Source organism: Desulfitobacterium sp., from assembly GCF_035539115.1.
Classification (GTDB): domain Bacteria; phylum Bacillota; class Desulfitobacteriia; order Desulfitobacteriales; family Desulfitobacteriaceae; genus Desulfitobacterium_A.
Window position 1 is genome coordinate 1 of the sequence record NZ_DATLJA010000051.1, and the last position, 17,097, is coordinate 17,097.

19 protein-coding genes are annotated in these 17,097 nt (G+C 45.4%); 3 read left to right on the forward strand and 16 right to left on the reverse strand.

Features of this window, described 5'->3' with window-relative positions; genetic code table 11:
* The 5 genes from VM640_RS09570 to VM640_RS09590 all read right to left on the reverse strand — a co-directional run.
* A partial coding sequence (locus VM640_RS09570; RefSeq protein ID WP_325391615.1) for an MBL fold metallo-hydrolase occupies positions 1–603 on the reverse strand: 603 nt, incomplete at its 3' end.
* 606 nt (positions 604–1,209) lie between these two features.
* The gene (locus tag VM640_RS09575; protein ID WP_325391618.1) at positions 1,210–2,166 is read right to left on the reverse strand and encodes a glycosyl hydrolase family 18 protein; all 957 of its coding nucleotides are present in this window, start codon (positions 2,164–2,166) and stop codon (positions 1,210–1,212) included.
* Between the two features lie 76 nt (positions 2,167–2,242).
* The gene (locus VM640_RS09580; protein ID WP_325391646.1) at positions 2,243–3,271 is read right to left on the reverse strand and encodes a glycosyltransferase family 4 protein; all 1,029 of its coding nucleotides are present in this window, start codon (positions 3,269–3,271) and stop codon (positions 2,243–2,245) included.
* A gap of 146 nt (positions 3,272–3,417) precedes the next feature.
* Positions 3,418–3,879, reverse strand: coding sequence for a tRNA (cytidine(34)-2'-O)-methyltransferase (locus tag VM640_RS09585; RefSeq protein ID WP_325391648.1), 462 nt, complete (start codon positions 3,877–3,879; stop codon positions 3,418–3,420).
* 22 nt (positions 3,880–3,901) lie between these two features.
* Positions 3,902–4,120 carry an FmdB family zinc ribbon protein gene (locus tag VM640_RS09590; protein WP_325391620.1) on the reverse strand — a complete coding sequence of 73 codons (219 nt, stop codon included), beginning with the start codon at positions 4,118–4,120 and terminating at the stop codon, positions 3,902–3,904.
* A 167-nt stretch (positions 4,121–4,287) separates the two neighbouring features.
* Here VM640_RS09590 and VM640_RS09595 point away from each other — a divergent pair, with 167 nt between their 5' ends.
* The gene (locus tag VM640_RS09595) at positions 4,288–4,782 is read left to right on the forward strand and encodes an Lrp/AsnC family transcriptional regulator (protein ID WP_325391622.1); all 495 of its coding nucleotides are present in this window, start codon (positions 4,288–4,290) and stop codon (positions 4,780–4,782) included.
* Entirely contained in the window at positions 4,779–5,939 is a 1,161-nt protein-coding gene (locus tag VM640_RS09600) for an aminotransferase class I/II-fold pyridoxal phosphate-dependent enzyme (protein WP_325391624.1), read from the forward strand. Before VM640_RS09595 ends, VM640_RS09600 begins: the two co-directional genes overlap by 4 nt.
* Positions 5,940–6,035: 96 nt before the next feature.
* On the opposite strand, the gene queG is transcribed toward VM640_RS09600, so the two are convergent.
* The 6 genes from queG to VM640_RS09630 are packed head-to-tail and all read right to left on the reverse strand — an operon-like array spanning position 6,036 to position 12,491.
* Positions 6,036–7,205, reverse strand: a complete 1,170-nt coding sequence (gene queG, locus VM640_RS09605; RefSeq protein ID WP_325391650.1) for a tRNA epoxyqueuosine(34) reductase QueG — start codon at positions 7,203–7,205, stop codon at positions 6,036–6,038.
* Positions 7,206–7,853 carry a flavin reductase family protein gene (locus VM640_RS09610; RefSeq protein ID WP_325391626.1) on the reverse strand — a complete coding sequence of 216 codons (648 nt, stop codon included), beginning with the start codon at positions 7,851–7,853 and terminating at the stop codon, positions 7,206–7,208.
* Between the two features lie 59 nt (positions 7,854–7,912).
* A complete protein-coding gene (locus VM640_RS09615; RefSeq protein WP_325391628.1) occupies positions 7,913–9,502 on the reverse strand; it encodes a CCA tRNA nucleotidyltransferase in 1,590 nt (529 codons plus the stop codon).
* Between the two features lie 16 nt (positions 9,503–9,518).
* Positions 9,519–10,400 carry a diacylglycerol/lipid kinase family protein gene (locus VM640_RS09620; RefSeq protein WP_325391652.1) on the reverse strand — a complete coding sequence of 294 codons (882 nt, stop codon included), beginning with the start codon at positions 10,398–10,400 and terminating at the stop codon, positions 9,519–9,521.
* Positions 10,401–10,418: 18 nt separating this feature from the next.
* Entirely contained in the window at positions 10,419–11,357 is a 939-nt protein-coding gene (locus tag VM640_RS09625; protein WP_325391630.1) for a D-2-hydroxyacid dehydrogenase, read from the reverse strand.
* A gap of 18 nt (positions 11,358–11,375) precedes the next feature.
* Positions 11,376–12,491 carry an aminopeptidase gene (locus tag VM640_RS09630; protein WP_325391632.1) on the reverse strand — a complete coding sequence of 372 codons (1,116 nt, stop codon included), beginning with the start codon at positions 12,489–12,491 and terminating at the stop codon, positions 11,376–11,378.
* Positions 12,492–12,610: 119 nt separating this feature from the next.
* Between VM640_RS09630 and VM640_RS09635 the strand changes: the two genes are divergently transcribed.
* Entirely contained in the window at positions 12,611–13,513 is a 903-nt protein-coding gene (locus tag VM640_RS09635) for an RluA family pseudouridine synthase (RefSeq protein WP_325391634.1), read from the forward strand.
* A gap of 233 nt (positions 13,514–13,746) precedes the next feature.
* Here VM640_RS09635 and VM640_RS09640 read toward each other — a convergent pair whose 3' ends face one another.
* The 5 genes from VM640_RS09640 to VM640_RS09660 form a co-directional block, all read right to left on the reverse strand.
* Positions 13,747–14,193, reverse strand: coding sequence for a Fur family transcriptional regulator (locus VM640_RS09640; protein ID WP_325391636.1), 447 nt, complete (start codon positions 14,191–14,193; stop codon positions 13,747–13,749).
* A 36-nt stretch (positions 14,194–14,229) separates the two neighbouring features.
* Positions 14,230–15,060: a metal ABC transporter permease gene (locus VM640_RS09645; RefSeq protein ID WP_325391638.1), complete on the reverse strand. Its 831-nt coding sequence runs from the start codon at positions 15,058–15,060 to the stop codon at positions 14,230–14,232.
* Complete coding sequence (locus VM640_RS09650) at positions 15,060–15,830, reverse strand: metal ABC transporter ATP-binding protein (protein WP_325391640.1); 771 nt, start codon at positions 15,828–15,830, stop codon at positions 15,060–15,062. Before VM640_RS09650 ends, VM640_RS09645 begins: the two co-directional genes overlap by 1 nt.
* 7 nt (positions 15,831–15,837) lie before the next feature.
* A complete protein-coding gene (locus tag VM640_RS09655; RefSeq protein ID WP_325391642.1) occupies positions 15,838–16,785 on the reverse strand; it encodes a metal ABC transporter substrate-binding protein in 948 nt (315 codons plus the stop codon).
* 131 nt (positions 16,786–16,916) lie between these two features.
* A partial coding sequence (locus VM640_RS09660) for a hypothetical protein (protein ID WP_325391644.1) occupies positions 16,917–17,097 on the reverse strand: 181 nt, incomplete at its 5' end.

Consider the following 17,097-nt stretch of genomic DNA (forward strand, 5'->3'; position numbering starts at 1 on the left):
CTGAGTTAATCGGACCATGCCAAAGCTAAACTGGTGTTTACCCCCGATATGCATCGCGTGCGTCTTCGCTCCCGCTCGTTCACAAAGCCGTGCCAGTTCATAAACTCCAATAATAGGCGCACCCGTCCGTTTCGAAATTTCAATCGCATCTCCTAAATGATCCGAATGGCCATGCGAGACGAGAATTCCATCGAGACTTTTAATATCTTCAGAGCGGATATCTGCCATTGGATTCCCCGTTAGAAACGGATCAATTAATACCCGTCCCTCATTTCCTTCAATTTCAAAACAGGAATGACCATGAAAGTGAATTTCCATTTTTGATTTCCTCCTATTTGTATATAAGTAGCGATTGTAGCTTTTCACGCATCCGTTCACTTGCATCTCCAGGGCTGCCTCACTTGCTTCCAAGGCAGCTTTGCCAACCCTTCTGCTTACTGCAAGTGCGTCGCTCCTGCAAATCCTGAACAGTCCAGTGAACTGTTCGCCCGAAGGTTGCGCCCGCGACATCAGGCCCTCCATGGCCAAGCCCTCGGCGACGCTGTCCTTCGGAAGCTTTGTTCGTCTCATCCCCTTCGAGGATAAGTCAACTAAGGCTTGCATTTCGTTCCTCAACTCAAGCCAAGTTTCCTATAATGCCCCTCCGAAGAAATCGTTCACTTCTACGCGAAAAGCTACGATTTCGGGTCTTTTAGGTTCTTTCGTAGTAGTCTTGACAAGCAATTCTTCGAAGCGAGTTACGAGTACAGAAAGTGAGGACTCTACGTGAGCAGATACCAAGCTTGGGCAAAACCGCTCTTACTTTAGCGGGACGAGTCACACACGAAAGCCTCCGGTGACAAAATTCTCCGGTGGAGAGTTTTGACCAAGCCGCATGCCTCAGAAAATTGCTTACCGGCGTAGGGTCGGGTTTCGCCCAAGCCGCCTGCTCAAAAGGCTAGCTCAACGGCGACGGGTCGTGACTCGCTGACACTGAGCCAAACAAGTGCGCTAGTTTTCATGACTATCGGGAAGGCGAATTGGAGGGCGATGACACAGGACGTGTCAAGTGTCGCGGGTACCAAGGAACAAGTGCGATTGACCGGCCAAGGTCAATCGGGCGAAAACACGCAACCATCCCGCAGCTTGCATTAAGCAGTTATGCCCTTAGCTTGGTCTGCAAGCGTACGTCCGAGCGTCTGTAACGTAACTCCGCTTGCAAAACTTTGATTACCCTTGTTTATATGCTTGTAACGTCGTCCATAATTCCGGGTAACTTAGATTCATTTCCCAAAGGGCAACTCCTTTAATTCCTCGGCGGGTCGCCAGATCCAACTTTTCCTTTAAACTCCGCACATCTTCGAAGTAGACCGTATGCTGTTTTCCTTCGCTTTCATAGCGGAAAAAGGTGCTATGCTGTTGGGCATCCCATCGTAAGGGAGCGCCAAAACGACGAGCTAGCTCTGTTGCGCGGCGATGGCTAACCACTTTCGCCCTATTTCCTTGAACCCAGTCATACCCATAAAGAGGAACTCCCAAATTGACCTTTTGAGTTGGAATATTGATCAATGCATAATCTAGGACCTGATTCACCCAGGGTAAAGATGCCACCGAGCCGGGTGGACTTCCCGGCCAATGTTCTTCATAGGTCATCAAGACGATCTCATCTACAATTTGCCCCAACGCCTGATAATCAAAAGCACCTTTCCAAATATCTGTTGAATCCTCTCCCGTTTTTGCTGGAACATCCATGCTAACCCAATAGTTTTCTTGTTTCAAGCGCATGGTCCAATTATAGATAAATTGTGTGTAGAGATTTCGGTCCTGTACTGCAGCTTTCTCAAGATCAAGATTGACGCCGTCCAAACGATACTGGTTTAATAAATTCCGTATATTCTGATAAACCCGGGTGGAAAACGCCGGGTCTCGAACAAGCTGAGAAAGCAATGCCGTAGAAAATTGCCCATCTGCCCTTAGATTCGTAATAACCACCAAGGCTTTAGTTCCAAGATGATGGGCCTCATTGATAAGCTTACGGCTCGGATGTCCCGATAACTCCCCATTCTCCTGAATCGAAATCTCGAAGAACGCAATTTCATCTAAAAGATGTCCGTAGCGTTGAAAATAGGAATAAGCTCTTTCTCGTTCTGTCAGCCCATTATAAAACCCAAAAAGACTCAGAGCCATAGATCTTCCCCCTTCCAAAGTAGTTTATGCAACAGGAAGGGGGAAAGTTTCCTTTAAGTGTCTTACGTTTTCTTAATTACTTACTGTGTCTCCGCGTAAATACCGTCAGCACCCGTGTTCGACGCAGCATAATCACGAGCAAGAACGCGAAATCCGCGATCAGTAATAGTGCTGCCCAAATCCAGGAACCCATCGCTCCTAGAACTGCGACGAGTCCAAAACAAGCACTCATCGCATAGAGTACGAGTACCGCTTGCCTTTGGGACAATCCCGCATCAAGCAAGCGGTGATGCAGATGCCCCCGATCGGCAGTCGCAATCGAATGTCCATGAAACTTGCGGCGGATAATGGCAAAGGTGAGATCCGTAAGCGGCATACCGAGGACAAGTAACGGGAAAACCAAACCGAGAACCGTGGCTGTTTTCAACAAGCCATAGAGCGAAATTCCGCCAATGATATAACCCAAGAACATACTCCCGGTATCTCCCATAAAAACCTTAGCCGGATAAAAATTATAAAAGAGAAATCCCAGGGCCGAACCCGCTAAGGCTAAGGTTAGATGCGCCGGAACAAGCATGTTAATTCGGTTCGCCGACCAGAATAAAAGGATTGCCGCCATGAAACAGATTCCTGCAGCCAACCCATCAAGTCCATCTGAAATGTTCACGGTATTGACCAGTCCGATCACCCAAAAAATCGCGAGCAGACCGCCCAACCACCCCATATTGATTTCTCCTAAAAAGGGTAGCGAGATCTGATCCATCGAAAAACCGAAAAATACAAGAACTGCGGCTGCGGCAATCTGCCACATAAGTTTGGTCAAAGGCCGCATGTCTTTAATATCGTCCCAAAGTCCAACTCCCACGATCATCGTACTTCCGATGAATAAACCGGTGAGCTGCGAATTCCAGGTTTGCGTGAACACAACAGCAACCCAAAACGCGAAATAGATCGCTAGTCCTCCAATTCGGGTAACCGGCCTTTTATGAACATGCCGTCCTCCCGGGATCGCAATGGCACTCCATCGATGACCTAAGATCATCGAAATAGGAGTGGTCAAGGTTGCAATCACCAGGGCAATTATAAATGTCCAAACAAAACTCATCATTCAACCTCCGAAGTCTGCTGGAAACCGAATTTTACCTTGTGGGAATGCCTTATTCTCTGTCAAAACATGCTTCCAGTTTAAACAATATTCTTCGTGTACTAACGCGTAAAAGCTACAAAGACTGATCTTTTCTTTTGAATGATTTAGATAAGGCCAGGATATCCCCATTGACGCAAAGCCTCATACGTGATCACTGCTACTGAGTTCGATAAATTCAAACACCGCGCATTCGGAAGCATCGGCAATCGGATCGCAGTTTCCGGATATTTAGCTAAAATTTCAGGAGCTAGCCCCTTCGTCTCTTTTCCAAATAAGAAGTAGCTATTCTGTTCAAAATGAACATCCGTATGGGCACGGGCACCTTTTGTCGTTGCCAAATAGCGTGTCCCCGTAGGATTCATTTCTTCAAATTCAGCAAAGTTTTCATAGATATGAAGATCAAGCTGATCCCAATAATCCAAACCGGCCCGTTTCAAATGCTTATCCGTAATTTCAAAACCCAGGGGCTTGACAAGATGAAGAGTTGCCCCGGTCACCGCACAAAGACGGGCTACATTCCCGGTATTAGGGGGAATCTCCGGTTCAACCATAACGATATTTAACATTAACTCCTGCAGTCCTTTCCTTCTAGCTATGACAGCCTGAACAATTGCCACCACAATGTGACGAGCAACCTTCATTACCACTAGCTCCGGCTAAACCCGGACTCGCAAAACCAGAAATTTGCCGCATGAGCCCGAGATGGTTACACTGGGAGCAGGCTAAGTCCTGTCCTTTTTCGCCCATTTTACACAGTTTCGTTGACTTTGTTCCGCAATTTGGGCATTTAAATTCATAGATTGGCATTTCCCAACCTCCATTATTTCGAAGTTGTCCTTACTCGTCTCTATATTATACCCTAAATTAGCGTTGATGCCCAAATTTTGTTTTCTATATCTTGTGATAGAATAGGCACCATGATATGATGTGTTATATATCAAAAATTCAGTTTTTGCTGAAAGGAGGAGCCTCTTGTGTTTTCGAACGAAGACCGTAACTTACTCGAGCTTATTTCTCAGGATAGCCGTCAAACTCCAGAACAACTGGCCATCCAAACCGGATTATCAATAGGATATATAGAAAACCGTATTCAGCAGTGGGTTGAGGATCGGATCATTATTTACCGTCCTCTCGTAAATTGGGAACGCACTGGAGATCAGTATGTTTCAGCCCTCATCGAGGTCAGAGTTATTCCGCAACGCGGATTTGGCTTCGATAGAATCGCCAAACGTTTGCAGAAGTTTCCAGAAATTAAAGCGGTTTACCTCATGTCTGGGGGATTTGACCTCACTCTGATGATTGAAGGAAAAACGATGCAAGAGGTCGCTCTTTTCGTTGCCGAAAAGCTCGCCCCGCTTGAGCATATTCAAAGCACTGCCACTCATTTTGTTCTTCGTCGCTATAAACAAGACGGTGTAGAACTAATGGGAGAGGAAGAAGCCCTTGCACGGCTTGTGGTTTCCCCGTGAAGGAATATCTTTCACCCGTGGCGAGAAATCTTCCTCCTTCGGGAATCCGTAAATTCTTTGATTTAGTTTCAACGATGAAAAACGTTATTTCTCTTGGCGTTGGGGAACCTGATTTCGTGACACCTTGGACCGTTCGGGAGAGTGGTATTTTCTCGCTCGAGCAGGGGAAAACGATGTATACCAGCAATTCCGGTCTCATTGAACTGCGTAATGAACTCTCCTATCATATCGCCCATGATATGGGGATCGAGTATGCTCCTGAGGATGAGATTCTCATTACAGTTGGTGCCAGTGAGGCCGTCGATCTGGCAATGCGCGCACTTCTTAGTCACGGCGATGCTGTTTTAATTCCGGATCCAGCTTATGTTTCCTATGCCCCGTGTGCCACGCTGGCGGGGGCTGAGGTCAACTATGTCCCGACCCACGCGGAAGATGGCTTCCGGTTAAGAGTAGCGGACTTGGAAAAAGCCTATACTCCAAATTCAAAATTATTAGTCCTGTCCTATCCCAATAATCCAACAGGTGCCATCATGACGCACGAGGACTATTTACCGATCGCCCGTTTTGTTGCCGAGCATGATCTTATTGTTTTATCGGATGAAATCTATTCTGACCTGACCTATGAAGGAACGCATACGGCGTTTGCAAGCTTACCCGGAATGAGAGATCGGACTTTACATATTAGCGGTTTCTCTAAATCCTATGCCATGACTGGCTGGCGGATCGGCTACGCGGCAGGAAATACGGACTTTATTCAAGCAATGACTCGAATCCACCAATATACAATGCTTTGTGCACCGATTACGGCTCAATTCGCTGCTCTGGAAGCCTTGCGCTCCGCTGGCAAGGCGATGGCGGAAATGGTTGCCACTTATGATCGGCGGCGTCGGTTGATGGTTCATGGTTTCCAGAAAATGGGACTTCAATGTTTTGAACCTCTCGGAGCCTTTTACGTCTTCCCCAACATTTCGGCCACCGGTTTGAACTCTGAAGAGTTCGCCGAACAACTTCTTCAAGAAGAAAAGGTTGCTGTTGTTCCAGGTACTGCTTTTGGCCCGTCCGGCGAAGGGCATATTCGTTGCTCTTATGCCTATTCAACAGAGCAACTGCAAGAAGCATTAAAACGAATGGAACGTTTTGTGCATAATAGAATATAAGCATTAAAGGAAAAAGGAGTTCGCTTTTAATCAGGAAAGCGGACTCCTTCTTCTATTTCTTCATCTATCTATCTATCTATCTATCTATCTATTTATTTATTCTTTACTGCTAACTTCCTTATTTCCTCTCGTTAATTCAGCTCGAAGAAGGAGAGGCAGCGCTTCATTTTCCTTGTTCTCTTTTAGCCAGGGAATTCGTCTTTCATCCTGTAGATTCTCCATGATCCGATAAGCGTTTCTCTGTAAAACTGCCTTACCGCGCCACCCAGCAGCAGTCATCCGGAACTGCTCGTTGAACTTGGCTTTCGTCAACGTCAACACTTCATACAGATCCACGCCCCGACCGGGACTCACTCCATTGTTCCTATCCCTGTCATTCTTACTTTCACTTTTGTTTTTGTTCCATTCGTTTTCATTACCACTTCTACAACAACTTCCGATTTCGCTCCTGTTTTCACCCTCTGATTCTGAGTATACCCCTCCTTCCTCACGTCTTATGAACCCTTGATTATGTGGGCACGCTTCCTGGCAGGAATCACAGCCAAAAAGCCGCTGACCTATGCTTTTCCCTTGCTCGTCGGTTAGGCTTTCTTTACTCTGCGTCAGGTAGGATATACATTGGTTAGCTGCAAAATGTTCCTTCCCTAAAACTTGAGCAGGACAGGCCTGAATACAATTTTGACACGTACCACACTGATTGAACAGTGGCTCATCCTGAGGAAGCTCTTGATCAAGAAGCAATAATGCGAGAGTAACAAATGAACCCACCACGGGAAGAATCAGCTGTTGGTTTCGTCCCGCCCAACCTAGGCCCGAGCGCATCGCAAATCCGCGTTCATTTAAAGGACCTGTATCCACTTGAAAATGAGGTGGCTGGGAAGGCCAATCCGCTTCCATTAACTTTTGAACAAGCTCTTCCAGCCTTACTCGTAGCACTCGGTGGTAATCCTCCCCCACTGCCGAGCGGGCAATCACCCCTTCTTTTTCTTTCGGTCTCGAAGTCGTGGGTAAAGGATAAGCCAAAACGACTACCGTTTTGCACTCTGCCCAAACGGCTTGCGGATCCGTTCGGAGCGTGACATTAGCTTCCACAAAAGGGGTAGAATACCCCTCTTGTTCACGGTCCTCTAAATAGTGGGCTAATTCCGTAAGGGGCTGACCTCCTGTAAAGCCAATTTTTATAAAACCTAAACTTTCCGCAAATTCGCGAAGACGTATTTTCCAGGAGAGTTGTTCATTTATTTCGATTGTTGTCCCCCCTCCGATTTACTTAGACGCCCGAAAAAAAGCATAGGTCATTGGTTCCCCTTCATGCAAAAGTTCCGCTTTAACAACATCAGCTAGAAACAATGTATGTGTTCCTGCGTCAAGCTGCCCAATAACTCGTGCTTCAAGGGTTGTGAGGACATCATCTAGTAACAGGAATCCATTTTCCCCACGATGAGCGTTAACTCCCTCGAACTTGTTAATTCCTCGTCCAGAGCGGTAACCAAATCCACGCGCAAGGTCATGTCCTTTTTGATCTAAAATAGATACGCCAAAACAGCCACTCTTCGAGATTAGTTCATGGGTGTAGTTATTTTTATTGATGCCAATTGCGATGCGGGCCGGGTCTGAGGTAATCTGAAAACACGTATTCGCACATTGTCCATTATCTTTCCCTTCATACTGAGCGGTAATGATAAAAAGTCCATAGGATATTCGATAAAGTGATTTACGAATTTCTTCTTCGGGAGTTAAATCCTGAGCTATTGGTTTCACCTCGGTGTGCGGCTTCTCTTGAGAAACCGGTTCAGACGATTCATTGATAGCCTCAAAAAAACTTCCATCAACACCACAAATCGGGCATACATCTGGTGGATTATCTCCCGTATGAATATAGCCACATACAGTACAACGCCATTGTTTTTCCAATATTTATTCTCCCCTTTCAACATAATAATACTAATTCTATGTTTTAGTTCGAATTCCTATTAAGTAAAGCTAACTTTAGAACTTTTGAGACTGCATCTATACTTATGATACTCCTTCTCCAACAAAATAAGATTATCTGGTTGATTCCTCTCATTCAGCATAACTGTCGTCAGAACGTGTTCTTTGAACTCGCCGATTTCTTTCCCTTTTAGGTTCTTCTCCTGGGTAAACTCCTCTAAGACCGTCCAGTTCAATTCCTTTTTCCGTTGTTCTAAGTATTCCGCGGCAGATCTGATCTGTGCCATTAGCTGATCAAAGACTTCTTCATCTTGAGGTTCATGTAACTTCCCACCGAAGAAATCAGCGCGCCATAGAGCCAGCAGGTGCAAAAGTCTTCCCTGTTGAAACTCTCGTCCATCCCAGGCCTTTTCCCAAACAAAACGCCGCACTTTATCCTGACGGTCCGCTAAGTTTACCTCCCCTTTTAGCTCTGACATAAAGGCTAACGTTCCGCTCATATGATTTTCAATCAACCAAAGCAACTCCTTCTCTCCAGACGGGCTGGAGCCAAGGACCATCGAAAAGCGAAAGCGCGGTAAAATCTGACGCGCTAAGCGAGCACTCTCTTTTTCATGACCGAGGAAGTGGCGCTTTCCCTCGACAACCCATTCGAAACCTGTTCTTCTTCCTGCTGCTTTACGAATATGCTTGACTTGAATTTTATAAGGATGGTAATCCAGCCGAGCACCGTGAACTTCAACATACTGTCCACGCCAACGCTGTAACTGCTTACCCATGATCTGAAATTCGTTAAGATAAAACCCCTTTTCCGAGCCTTCCAATTTACCCCAGGCGTAACATTCGCGGCTGGCAGTTTCCCATTTTCCTAGGTCATGAAATAGCCCCGCTAAGCGTAAGAGGATCTGAGGGGGGGTATTCCGCACCACGTGGAGAGTATGTTCCCAGGCATCCTTCGCATGATATTGGTTTTGTACCAATCCTTTTAAACGTTCAAGCTCCGGTAAATAAGCCCGCCAGTAGCCAATCTCCTCTAAGAGACGCAGAGCTTCTTCCACAGAATCCAGAACAAGGATCCGCCCGAGTTCTTCCGTAATTCTTTCACTGGCTACCCCTGCCAATGTCTCAATCAATTCACAGGCTGTTTTTTTCGTTTCAGCTTCAATCGCCAATTGATATTTGACCTTAAAACGAACCATTCGCAGGATCCGGATAGGATCTTCACTCATCCGCTCGCTCGGACTTCCACAGGCACGAAGCCGTTTTTCCCGCAAGTCCTTCTGTCCCCCTAAGGGATCAAGAAATTCTCCGCTTTGGATATCTTGATAGATCGCATTAATCGTAAAATCTCGGCGGAGCGCATCCGTTTCTAGGTTCTGCCTAAGGTTAGTGAAGTCGATTCGTTCCCCTTCGGAAAAGACGCTGACGGTTAAATATTTTGCGCCAATCTTGAGAGGATGGTAGCCCCAGCTCTTTAATTTCTGCTCCAGTTCCTCCAGATCAAGTTCGGTTACAACATCTGCGTCCTTCGCCGCTAATCCCAGAAGTTGATCCCGCACCGCTCCTCCGACAAGATAAACACAGGTTATTTTACTGAGTTTTGAAAGGATTTCTTTCTGCAGAGAAGTCATCCCGCTCCTCCATTCATCAGCATAATACCGTAATTTTCGGACCTATCTGGATTTTCCAGGGACTGTTGGGTCCCCATTCGCCATCAAGATCCGAACTCAGCTCACGATCACAGGTTATCTGTAGCTGTTCCGTCTGAAACTGAATAAGCCTGTCACTTTCCACTTTTCCTCCACCGACAGCCTTTAAAAGTAATCGCATGGCCTCTGGCCAGCCGCTTTGTTTAACTATCAGAAAATCCAGTTTACCGTCGGTCAGCGAAGCTCTGGGTACAAGCTGTCTAATTCCACCTACAGATAAGCCATTGACTGCCAGCAAAAGTAAGGCATCCTCCGAATACTTACGGCCTTGATGTTCAAATTCCACATGAAAGGGGCGAAAACTCGGAAGCGTCTCAATCCCTTTTAAATAGTAGGCCAGCTGCCCAAGGCTATTCTTCACGCGGATATCCACCTTCGGGGAAACATCAGTGAGCAATCCTGCGCTGGCTACATTCACAAAATAGCGATCATTGACCATTCCTAAGTCCATCCCAAAAGTCGCGCCCTGAGCAATCACTTCACACGCGTCCGCTATCGACTTAGGTAATTTTAAGGCGAAGGCGAGATCATTAGCTGTCCCCACTGGTATAATTCCCAGAGCTGGCCGCTGTTCCACAGAAATTCGCATGAGGCCATTCACGGCCTGATGGATGCTTCCATCTCCGCCAGCAACGACGAGAGTATCGATATCCCGACACCGCGCAGCCGTATGTTCAATATCTTCTGGAGACTTCGCTCGGTGAATATGCACCTCATATCCGCCTTCTTGAAAGATCCGAATCACAGTATCAAGCTCATTTACCAGCCGTCGCCGACCAGCATAAGGATTATAGATTAACCGTAGTTTTTTTTGACCCATCACACGACTCTGCTCCATTTAATAGCCGCTTTCGAGATTGATCTGATTAATCATGGCAGTTAAGTTAGGGTATTCCTTAATATTTTTGAGGAAAACCTCGAACATTCTTTTAGTATAGTTTGGAGATCTTCCTGCGCTATGCGGCGTGAGAAATACATTTTCCAGAGTCCAGAAGGGACTCGTTTCCGGCAAAGGCTCGGTCACGAAAACATCAAGGGCAGCTGCTCGGACTTTTCCTGTTTGCAGCGCTTGGAGGAGGGCTCCTTCATCCACAACCGAACCTCTTGCCACATTAATGAAATAAGCGCCATCCTTCATTTGGCTAAAGCGTTCCGCATTGAAAAAGTTTTGGGTTTCCGAGGTCAACGGGAGAAGCGCAATGACAATATCGCTGCACTCTAAAAATTCTTCAATATTATCTAAGTTCCCGACGCGGTCAAAGCCTGGACGGCTCCTCCCTCTTTGGGATATTCCCCAGACCTTCATTCCAAAAGCCTGGCATTTTTCCGCAACCGCTTCCCCAATCGTCCCGGCTCCCACGATACAGACCGTTTTTTCATACATCTCTTCGATTCGGTATTTAGCGCTCCAGATTTTTTGATCCTGTTGATGCATCACCGTTCTACCCTGCCGTAACAGGTTTAGGATACTCCAAATCACGTGTTCCGACATATGGACGGAGTGCGCACCTCGGACATTCGTCAGGAGGATTTCCTTTGCTGCAAGGACTTCGAGTGGAAGTTTATCCACCCCTGCACCCATCGCCTGTATCCACTTCAATTTGGGGTAGAGCTCCAAGGTCTGATCCGTGACATCCCAGCCATAGGTCAATAAGCCTTCCACCTGCTCATCGCGTTCGGTGAATTGCTTCGATACTTCAATAATAATATCCGGACGAACTGCTTTGATTTGTTCAAGCTGTTCTGGTTTAAGCATCATTGTGCTGATAATTTTCAAACGAGTAACCTCCGTCCTTTACTTAAGATTCTCCGGGTTGAGCCCTTCCAACTCAGGGATCACAAACCGTCCATTCTTACGAATTAAAACGTCATCAAAATACATTTCTCCGCCGCCGTATTCTGGACGTTGAATGCAGACCAAATCCCAATGAATCGCAGATTTGTTCCCATTTGAGCAGTCATCATAACAGGAACCTGGAGTAAAATGGAAGCTGCCATCAATCTTCTCATCAAATAACGTATCCTTCATCGGCGTAAGAATGTAAGGATTCACGCCAATGGCGAACTCGCCCACATAGCGCGCCCCTTCATCCGTGTTAAAGACTTCCTCAATCCGTTCGGCGTCATTGGCTGTGGCCTTCACAATCTTTCCGTCTTTGAATTCTAAAACGATCGCATCATAGGTAAAGCCTTGATAAACTGCCTGGGTGTTGTAAGAAATCCGTCCATTGACTGAATTCTTCACCGGTGCAGTATACACTTCACCATCTGGAATATTAAGATGTCCATCACATTTAATTGCCTTTAATCCCTTGATTGAGAACGTCAAATCGGTACCCGGTCCCACAATCCGCACGTTGTCGGTTCGATCCATCAAAGTCTTTAAGGGATCCATCGCCTGAGACATTTTTTGGTAATCTAAATTACAGACCTCAAAATAGAAATCTTCAAACCCTTCAATACTCATACTGGCAGACTGAGCCATAGCAGCATTCGGATAGCGCATCACAACCCAGCGAGTATATGGCACCCGTTGCTCAGAGTGCACCGGCTGAGAATAATAGGATTGATATATTTTCATTTTATCTGCAGGCACATCAGCGTATTCATTGGCATTCTCCCCAGCCCTGATACCAACATAGGCTTGCATCTCTTTCATTTGGGCCAGATCCCAACTAGCCATGGCCTGAGCTTGTTCTTGGGAAATTTCTTTGAGAATTTCCCGGAGTAAGGTATGATTATGAACAGTAAGGAAAGGAACTCCACCTGCTTGATAAGCATACCTTACTAAGGCTTGAGCCAGAGGAATTTCCAGTCCATTCACTTCAATCAGGATTTTCTCGCCCGGTTTTAAGCCAATCGAGTAATTGATAATATTATCCGCTAATTTTTCTACACGTGGATCTTTCATGTGAATTCCTTCCTTCTTATCTCATGATGCTTAAACGTATGTCTTTTCTTCCTCCATCATTGTTTTCCTATTATTTCTCTCTAAATCACAAATTTTCCTGCTTTTAAAAAGGAGTTACTATGCAAAAAGACGAGCTTTGGCAATATACTCTGCAAGCACAAGACCAGGGCAAAAAGTACCAAGACATACTCGCCCACAAATTTCATTTTTCGCGAAACCTGTTACAAAAGTTGAAACAAGGTGAACACGCCTGGGTTAATGGAAAATTTACTTACCTGTCGGCTCGCGGGAGTGTTAGCGATATCCTTGCCCTCCAGCTTCAAACGGAGGAACCGCCGAATATTCCCGGAGAGCTTCTGCCGCTCGATATTCTCTTTGAGGACGATTTTTTGCTCGTAGCCAATAAACCGCCTGGGCAAGTCGTACACCCTACTCCCCGTTATCCGGCAGGAACCTTGGGTAACGCGGTTGTTGGCTATTGGAATGCGCAAGGCACCCCTCATCCATTCCGTCCCGTTCACCGCATTGATCGGAACACCTCTGGCCTCGTGGTTATCGCTAAAAACCGTTTTGCTCATCAACAATTAGCTTGGCAACTTGAGCACCAACTCATTCATAAACATTATTTGGGTCTGGTCCAGGGACACGTCCATGAAGACCAGGGTGTTATCGATCAACCCATTGGCTTAGCTCCAGGAAGTTTCATCCAGCGTGTTATTTCGCCTAACGGCTTGCCTGCGCTGACCCATTATCAGGTCCTTCATCGTTATCCACAGGCAACTTTGATGAAATTCATTCTCGCGACGGGTCGGACTCATCAAATCAGGGTTCACTGTCAGGCCTTAGGACACCCACTCATCGGGGATGATTTATACGGTGGAGAGCGTCGTCTTCTGCCAAGACAAGCCTTGCACTCCTTCCATTATGCCTTCAACCATCCGGCAACTGGAGAGAAAATCTCGATTCATGCACCCTTGCCCCAAGATTTAATCGAGCTCGTCGTCAAACTTAAGACCGAATAAGAGTCATACTAGGTGTCGGTTAGGATGTCACACGCCACTCCACGCGATAAAGAAAACCCGGCTTTCGCCGAGCTTTGCGATAAAGAAGACTTGGCCAGCGCCAAAGCGATGGCCTTAGTCGCCTTATCCTGCCGGACTTAAACACATGCATCGCAGGATAAACTGAAAGCTCCGCATCATTAAGCTGATGCGGAGCTTTTTCTTGTTCACATAATATCTTTTTAAGCAAGGGATTACTGCTTTCTAAGTTTGCAATCGTGGCAATAGCCATAGATCTCCAGATTGTGCCCGGTCACATCAAAATCCATCTTATCTTTTAACTTTTTCTCAAAGCCTTCGAGAGGGCAGTCTAAAAGAGGAATCATCTTATGGCAACCGACACAGACAAAACGATGGTGATGCTCATCATGCTTGATTTCATACCGTGCTTTATCTTCTCCCATGCTCGTCGACTTGAGAACGACTTCTTTTTCTGTCAACATTTCGAGCGTACGATAAACGGTGGAAAGCCAAATTGAGGTGCTTTTTTCTTTTAACGTTAAAAAGATCTCATCTGCCGTTAATGGCGAATCCGTTCCTTCAAGAATCTCCAATATCGCTTTTCGATGTTTTGTACGCTTAACCCCTTCCTTTGCAAGAAGTTCGTTAATATTACTTTCATTTTCCGGCAATGAAATCATCCCTTATCCACAGATTAGATAAATATTCTCTGATCACTATGCCTTAATCACTCTTTTACCAAGAACTTTGCTTATGACGTTCTTATAAAATAAAACGCAAATGAGGGTCAGGACACCGACAAGGACAATCGTACCACCTGGTTTGAAGTTCGCATAAAAGGAAATATAGAGCCCTGATATCATAAAGAACAAGGCGAAGAGAATGGAAATAGCGACAGTCTGCTTGTAACTTCTGTCAAGCTGCATCGCAGTCGCAACCGGCAATACCATTAAGGAGGATATCACGAGTGTTCCTACCGTCCGAGCTGAGATCGAGATCGTCACGGCCGTTAACAGCGTAAAGACAAAATTAACCGTTTTGATCGGAATCCCGGCCAGCCGAGCTGATTCCTCATCGAACGTCATATAAAATAGTTCTTTGAATAAAAGACTAAAGGCTAAAATCACAACGATACTTAAAATAATGACCATATAGAGTTCAAAATCACTAATGGCGACAATGCTCCCAAAAAGGAAGCTATTGAAATTGGCGCTATTTTTGACAAAACCTGAAAGAATACCGGCCAAGCCAATCCCTGTTGACATAATAATTGCGATGGCTATCTCTGAATATTTAGGGAAAGATTTCCGGATTCTTTCGATCCCGAAAGCCGCGGCTATCGAAAACAGGACTGCTCCTAGGATCGGGTTAAACTCAAAGGCCAGTCCTGCCGCTACACCAGCGAGGGAATTGTGAGATAGAGCATCTCCCGTCATCGAGAGCCTTTTGAGAACCACGACGACTCCGATACACGGAGTAATGATCGCAATTAATATTCCGGTGATAAAAGCCCTCTGCATAAAAGTATATTGAAAAATGTCTAGCATTAAGATACCCCTTTGTAACAGTTCTGGCAATCGTGATTATGCAGATTGACACTGTAACCATAAAGTTCCGTCGCGAACTCTGCATTAATCCCTTCCTTCGGATCATGCATGAACATCCCATTCTCACCCAGACACAACAACTTATTCGCATGGATGGTTATAGCACTAATATCATGCGTGACCATCACTATCGTTAAGCCGAGCTCTTGATTAAGTTTCGCTAACAAGCCATAAACAGCTTCTTCCGATCGAGCGTCAATCCCCACCAAGGGCTCATCTAAAAACAAGATTTCCGGTTCATTCACAAGAACTCGAGCAATAAACACTCTCTGTTGCTGACCACCCGATAGATTGCCAATTAACCGTTTACTGTAATCCTTCATCCCGACGAGCTCAAGCGCATGATAAACCTGTTCCATATGTGATTTGTTCGGGAATCTCAACAGACCAATCTTCGAATATAAATTAGCAGCCACAACTTCTTCAACAGTCGCTGGGAAACTATTATTAAACGAATTTGCTTTTTGGGATACATACCCAATCTTATCCCAGCGCTTGAAAACATTGATATTCTCGCCTAACAACTTCATTTCTCCACTCAGTGGATCCATTATTTTCAGCAAGAGCTTAATCAGGGTACTTTTCCCCGTCCCATTCGCCCCAATGATTCCTAAATAATCCCCTTTATCTACCGAGAAGCTGATATCTTTTAAAATTAAGTTGTCATTATACCCAAAATTTAAGTGACTCACTTCAATTATCTTTGTCATTTCTACCCTACTGCAACGCTTTCTTTAAAACTTCGAGGTTATCCCACATGACGGAGAAATAGTCTTTGCCCGCTTTTTGATCACTCTCTGTTAGTCCTTCGATAGGATTCAGGATGGCAGTAGTCGCTCCCGTCTCTTGAGCAATCGTCTGGGCGACTTTTGGACTGACGAGTTCTTCAAAAAAGATAGTTTTGATCTTCTTCTCTTGGACAAACTTAACGATTTCAGCCATTCGTGCTGGTGAGGGTTCAGAATCGGCGACCAGGCCTTCGATGGCAACCTGATTCAAACCATAAGCATTACATAAGTAACCGAACGCTTGATGCGCAACCACAATATCTTTCTTACTAAACTTTGCTACTGTCGATTTGTATTCCAGGTCTAATAGATCCAGATGAGTTGCATTATCCGCATAGTTCTTCTCATAATAATCTTTATTAGCTGGGTCTGCATTGGCAAGGGCATTTTTAATAGCTCCCATTTCTTGTTTCGCCAACATTGGATTTAGCCAGACATGCGGATCGTTAGTCAGATTCTCCGATTTATCTGGGTTTTTCAATAAATTAAGTCCCTTAGATGCCTCAACGGTAGTTAACTTCTGATTATTGAGGGATTTCAAGACCTTATCCATCCAGCTTTCCATACCTGCGCCGTTGTAGATCAAAACATCGGCTTTTTCAAGATTCGCAATATCACTAGGAGTTGGCTCCCAATCATGGGGCTCTGTCCCCGCTGGCACAAGATTCGTCAGATTAATCTTATCGCCACCGATTTTCTTCGTAAAATCATACATCGGATAAAAGCTGGTATAAACCGTTAGCTTCTTCACCGAACCTGAAGTAGATTCCGAACTTTGATTCTGAGTATTAGCTGCATTGTTACCGCACCCTGAGAGGAGTAAAGCAGCACCTAAGAGCAAAATGGAACCGAGAATACTGATCCTTAATTTTTTCATTAACAACCGTCCCTGATCTGGAATTTGCAAATCATTCGCATTTGCATTACATTAACCTATTATAATAGGATTAACCGAAATATGCAAGATTAAGACGATCAGAAAAGCGAGCTTCACAAACTAAAAACAGATTAATAAAGAAAACCCGGCTTTCGCCGAGCTTCAGCGATAAAGAAAACTTGGCTAGCACCAAGCCCTAGCGAAGGTGGTAGGCCTAGTTGCCTTATCCTGCCGGACTTAACCACTTGCATCGTAGGAGAATGAAAGCCGCTGGTTGCACTTATACTATCTGCCCCAAAATTTATACTTTCT

Bases quoted from the DNA above. Each gene is read 5' to 3' on its own strand.
- VM640_RS09635 (WP_325391634.1), top strand. From the start codon at position 12,611: ATGCAAAAAGACGAGCTTTGGCAATATACTCTGCAAGCACAAGACCAG.
- VM640_RS09590 (WP_325391620.1), bottom strand. From the start codon at position 4,120: ATGCCAATCTATGAATTTAAATGCCCAAATTGCGGAACAAAGTCAACG.
- VM640_RS09645 (WP_325391638.1), bottom strand. From the start codon at position 15,060: ATGCTAGACATTTTTCAATATACTTTTATGCAGAGGGCTTTTATCACC.
- VM640_RS09650 (WP_325391640.1), bottom strand. From the start codon at position 15,830: ATGACAAAGATAATTGAAGTGAGTCACTTAAATTTTGGGTATAATGAC.
- VM640_RS09580 (WP_325391646.1), bottom strand. From the start codon at position 3,271: ATGAGTTTTGTTTGGACATTTATAATTGCCCTGGTGATTGCAACCTTG.
- VM640_RS09615 (WP_325391628.1), bottom strand. From the start codon at position 9,502: ATGACTTCTCTGCAGAAAGAAATCCTTTCAAAACTCAGTAAAATAACC.
- VM640_RS09630 (WP_325391632.1), bottom strand. From the start codon at position 12,491: ATGAAAGATCCACGTGTAGAAAAATTAGCGGATAATATTATCAATTAC.
- VM640_RS09585 (WP_325391648.1), bottom strand. From the start codon at position 3,879: ATGTTAAATATCGTTATGGTTGAACCGGAGATTCCCCCTAATACCGGG.
- VM640_RS09575 (WP_325391618.1), bottom strand. From the start codon at position 2,166: ATGGCTCTGAGTCTTTTTGGGTTTTATAATGGGCTGACAGAACGAGAA.
- VM640_RS09620 (WP_325391652.1), bottom strand. From the start codon at position 10,400: ATGGGTCAAAAAAAACTACGGTTAATCTATAATCCTTATGCTGGTCGG.
- VM640_RS09655 (WP_325391642.1), bottom strand. From the start codon at position 16,785: ATGAAAAAATTAAGGATCAGTATTCTCGGTTCCATTTTGCTCTTAGGT.
- VM640_RS09640 (WP_325391636.1), bottom strand. From the start codon at position 14,193: ATGATTTCATTGCCGGAAAATGAAAGTAATATTAACGAACTTCTTGCA.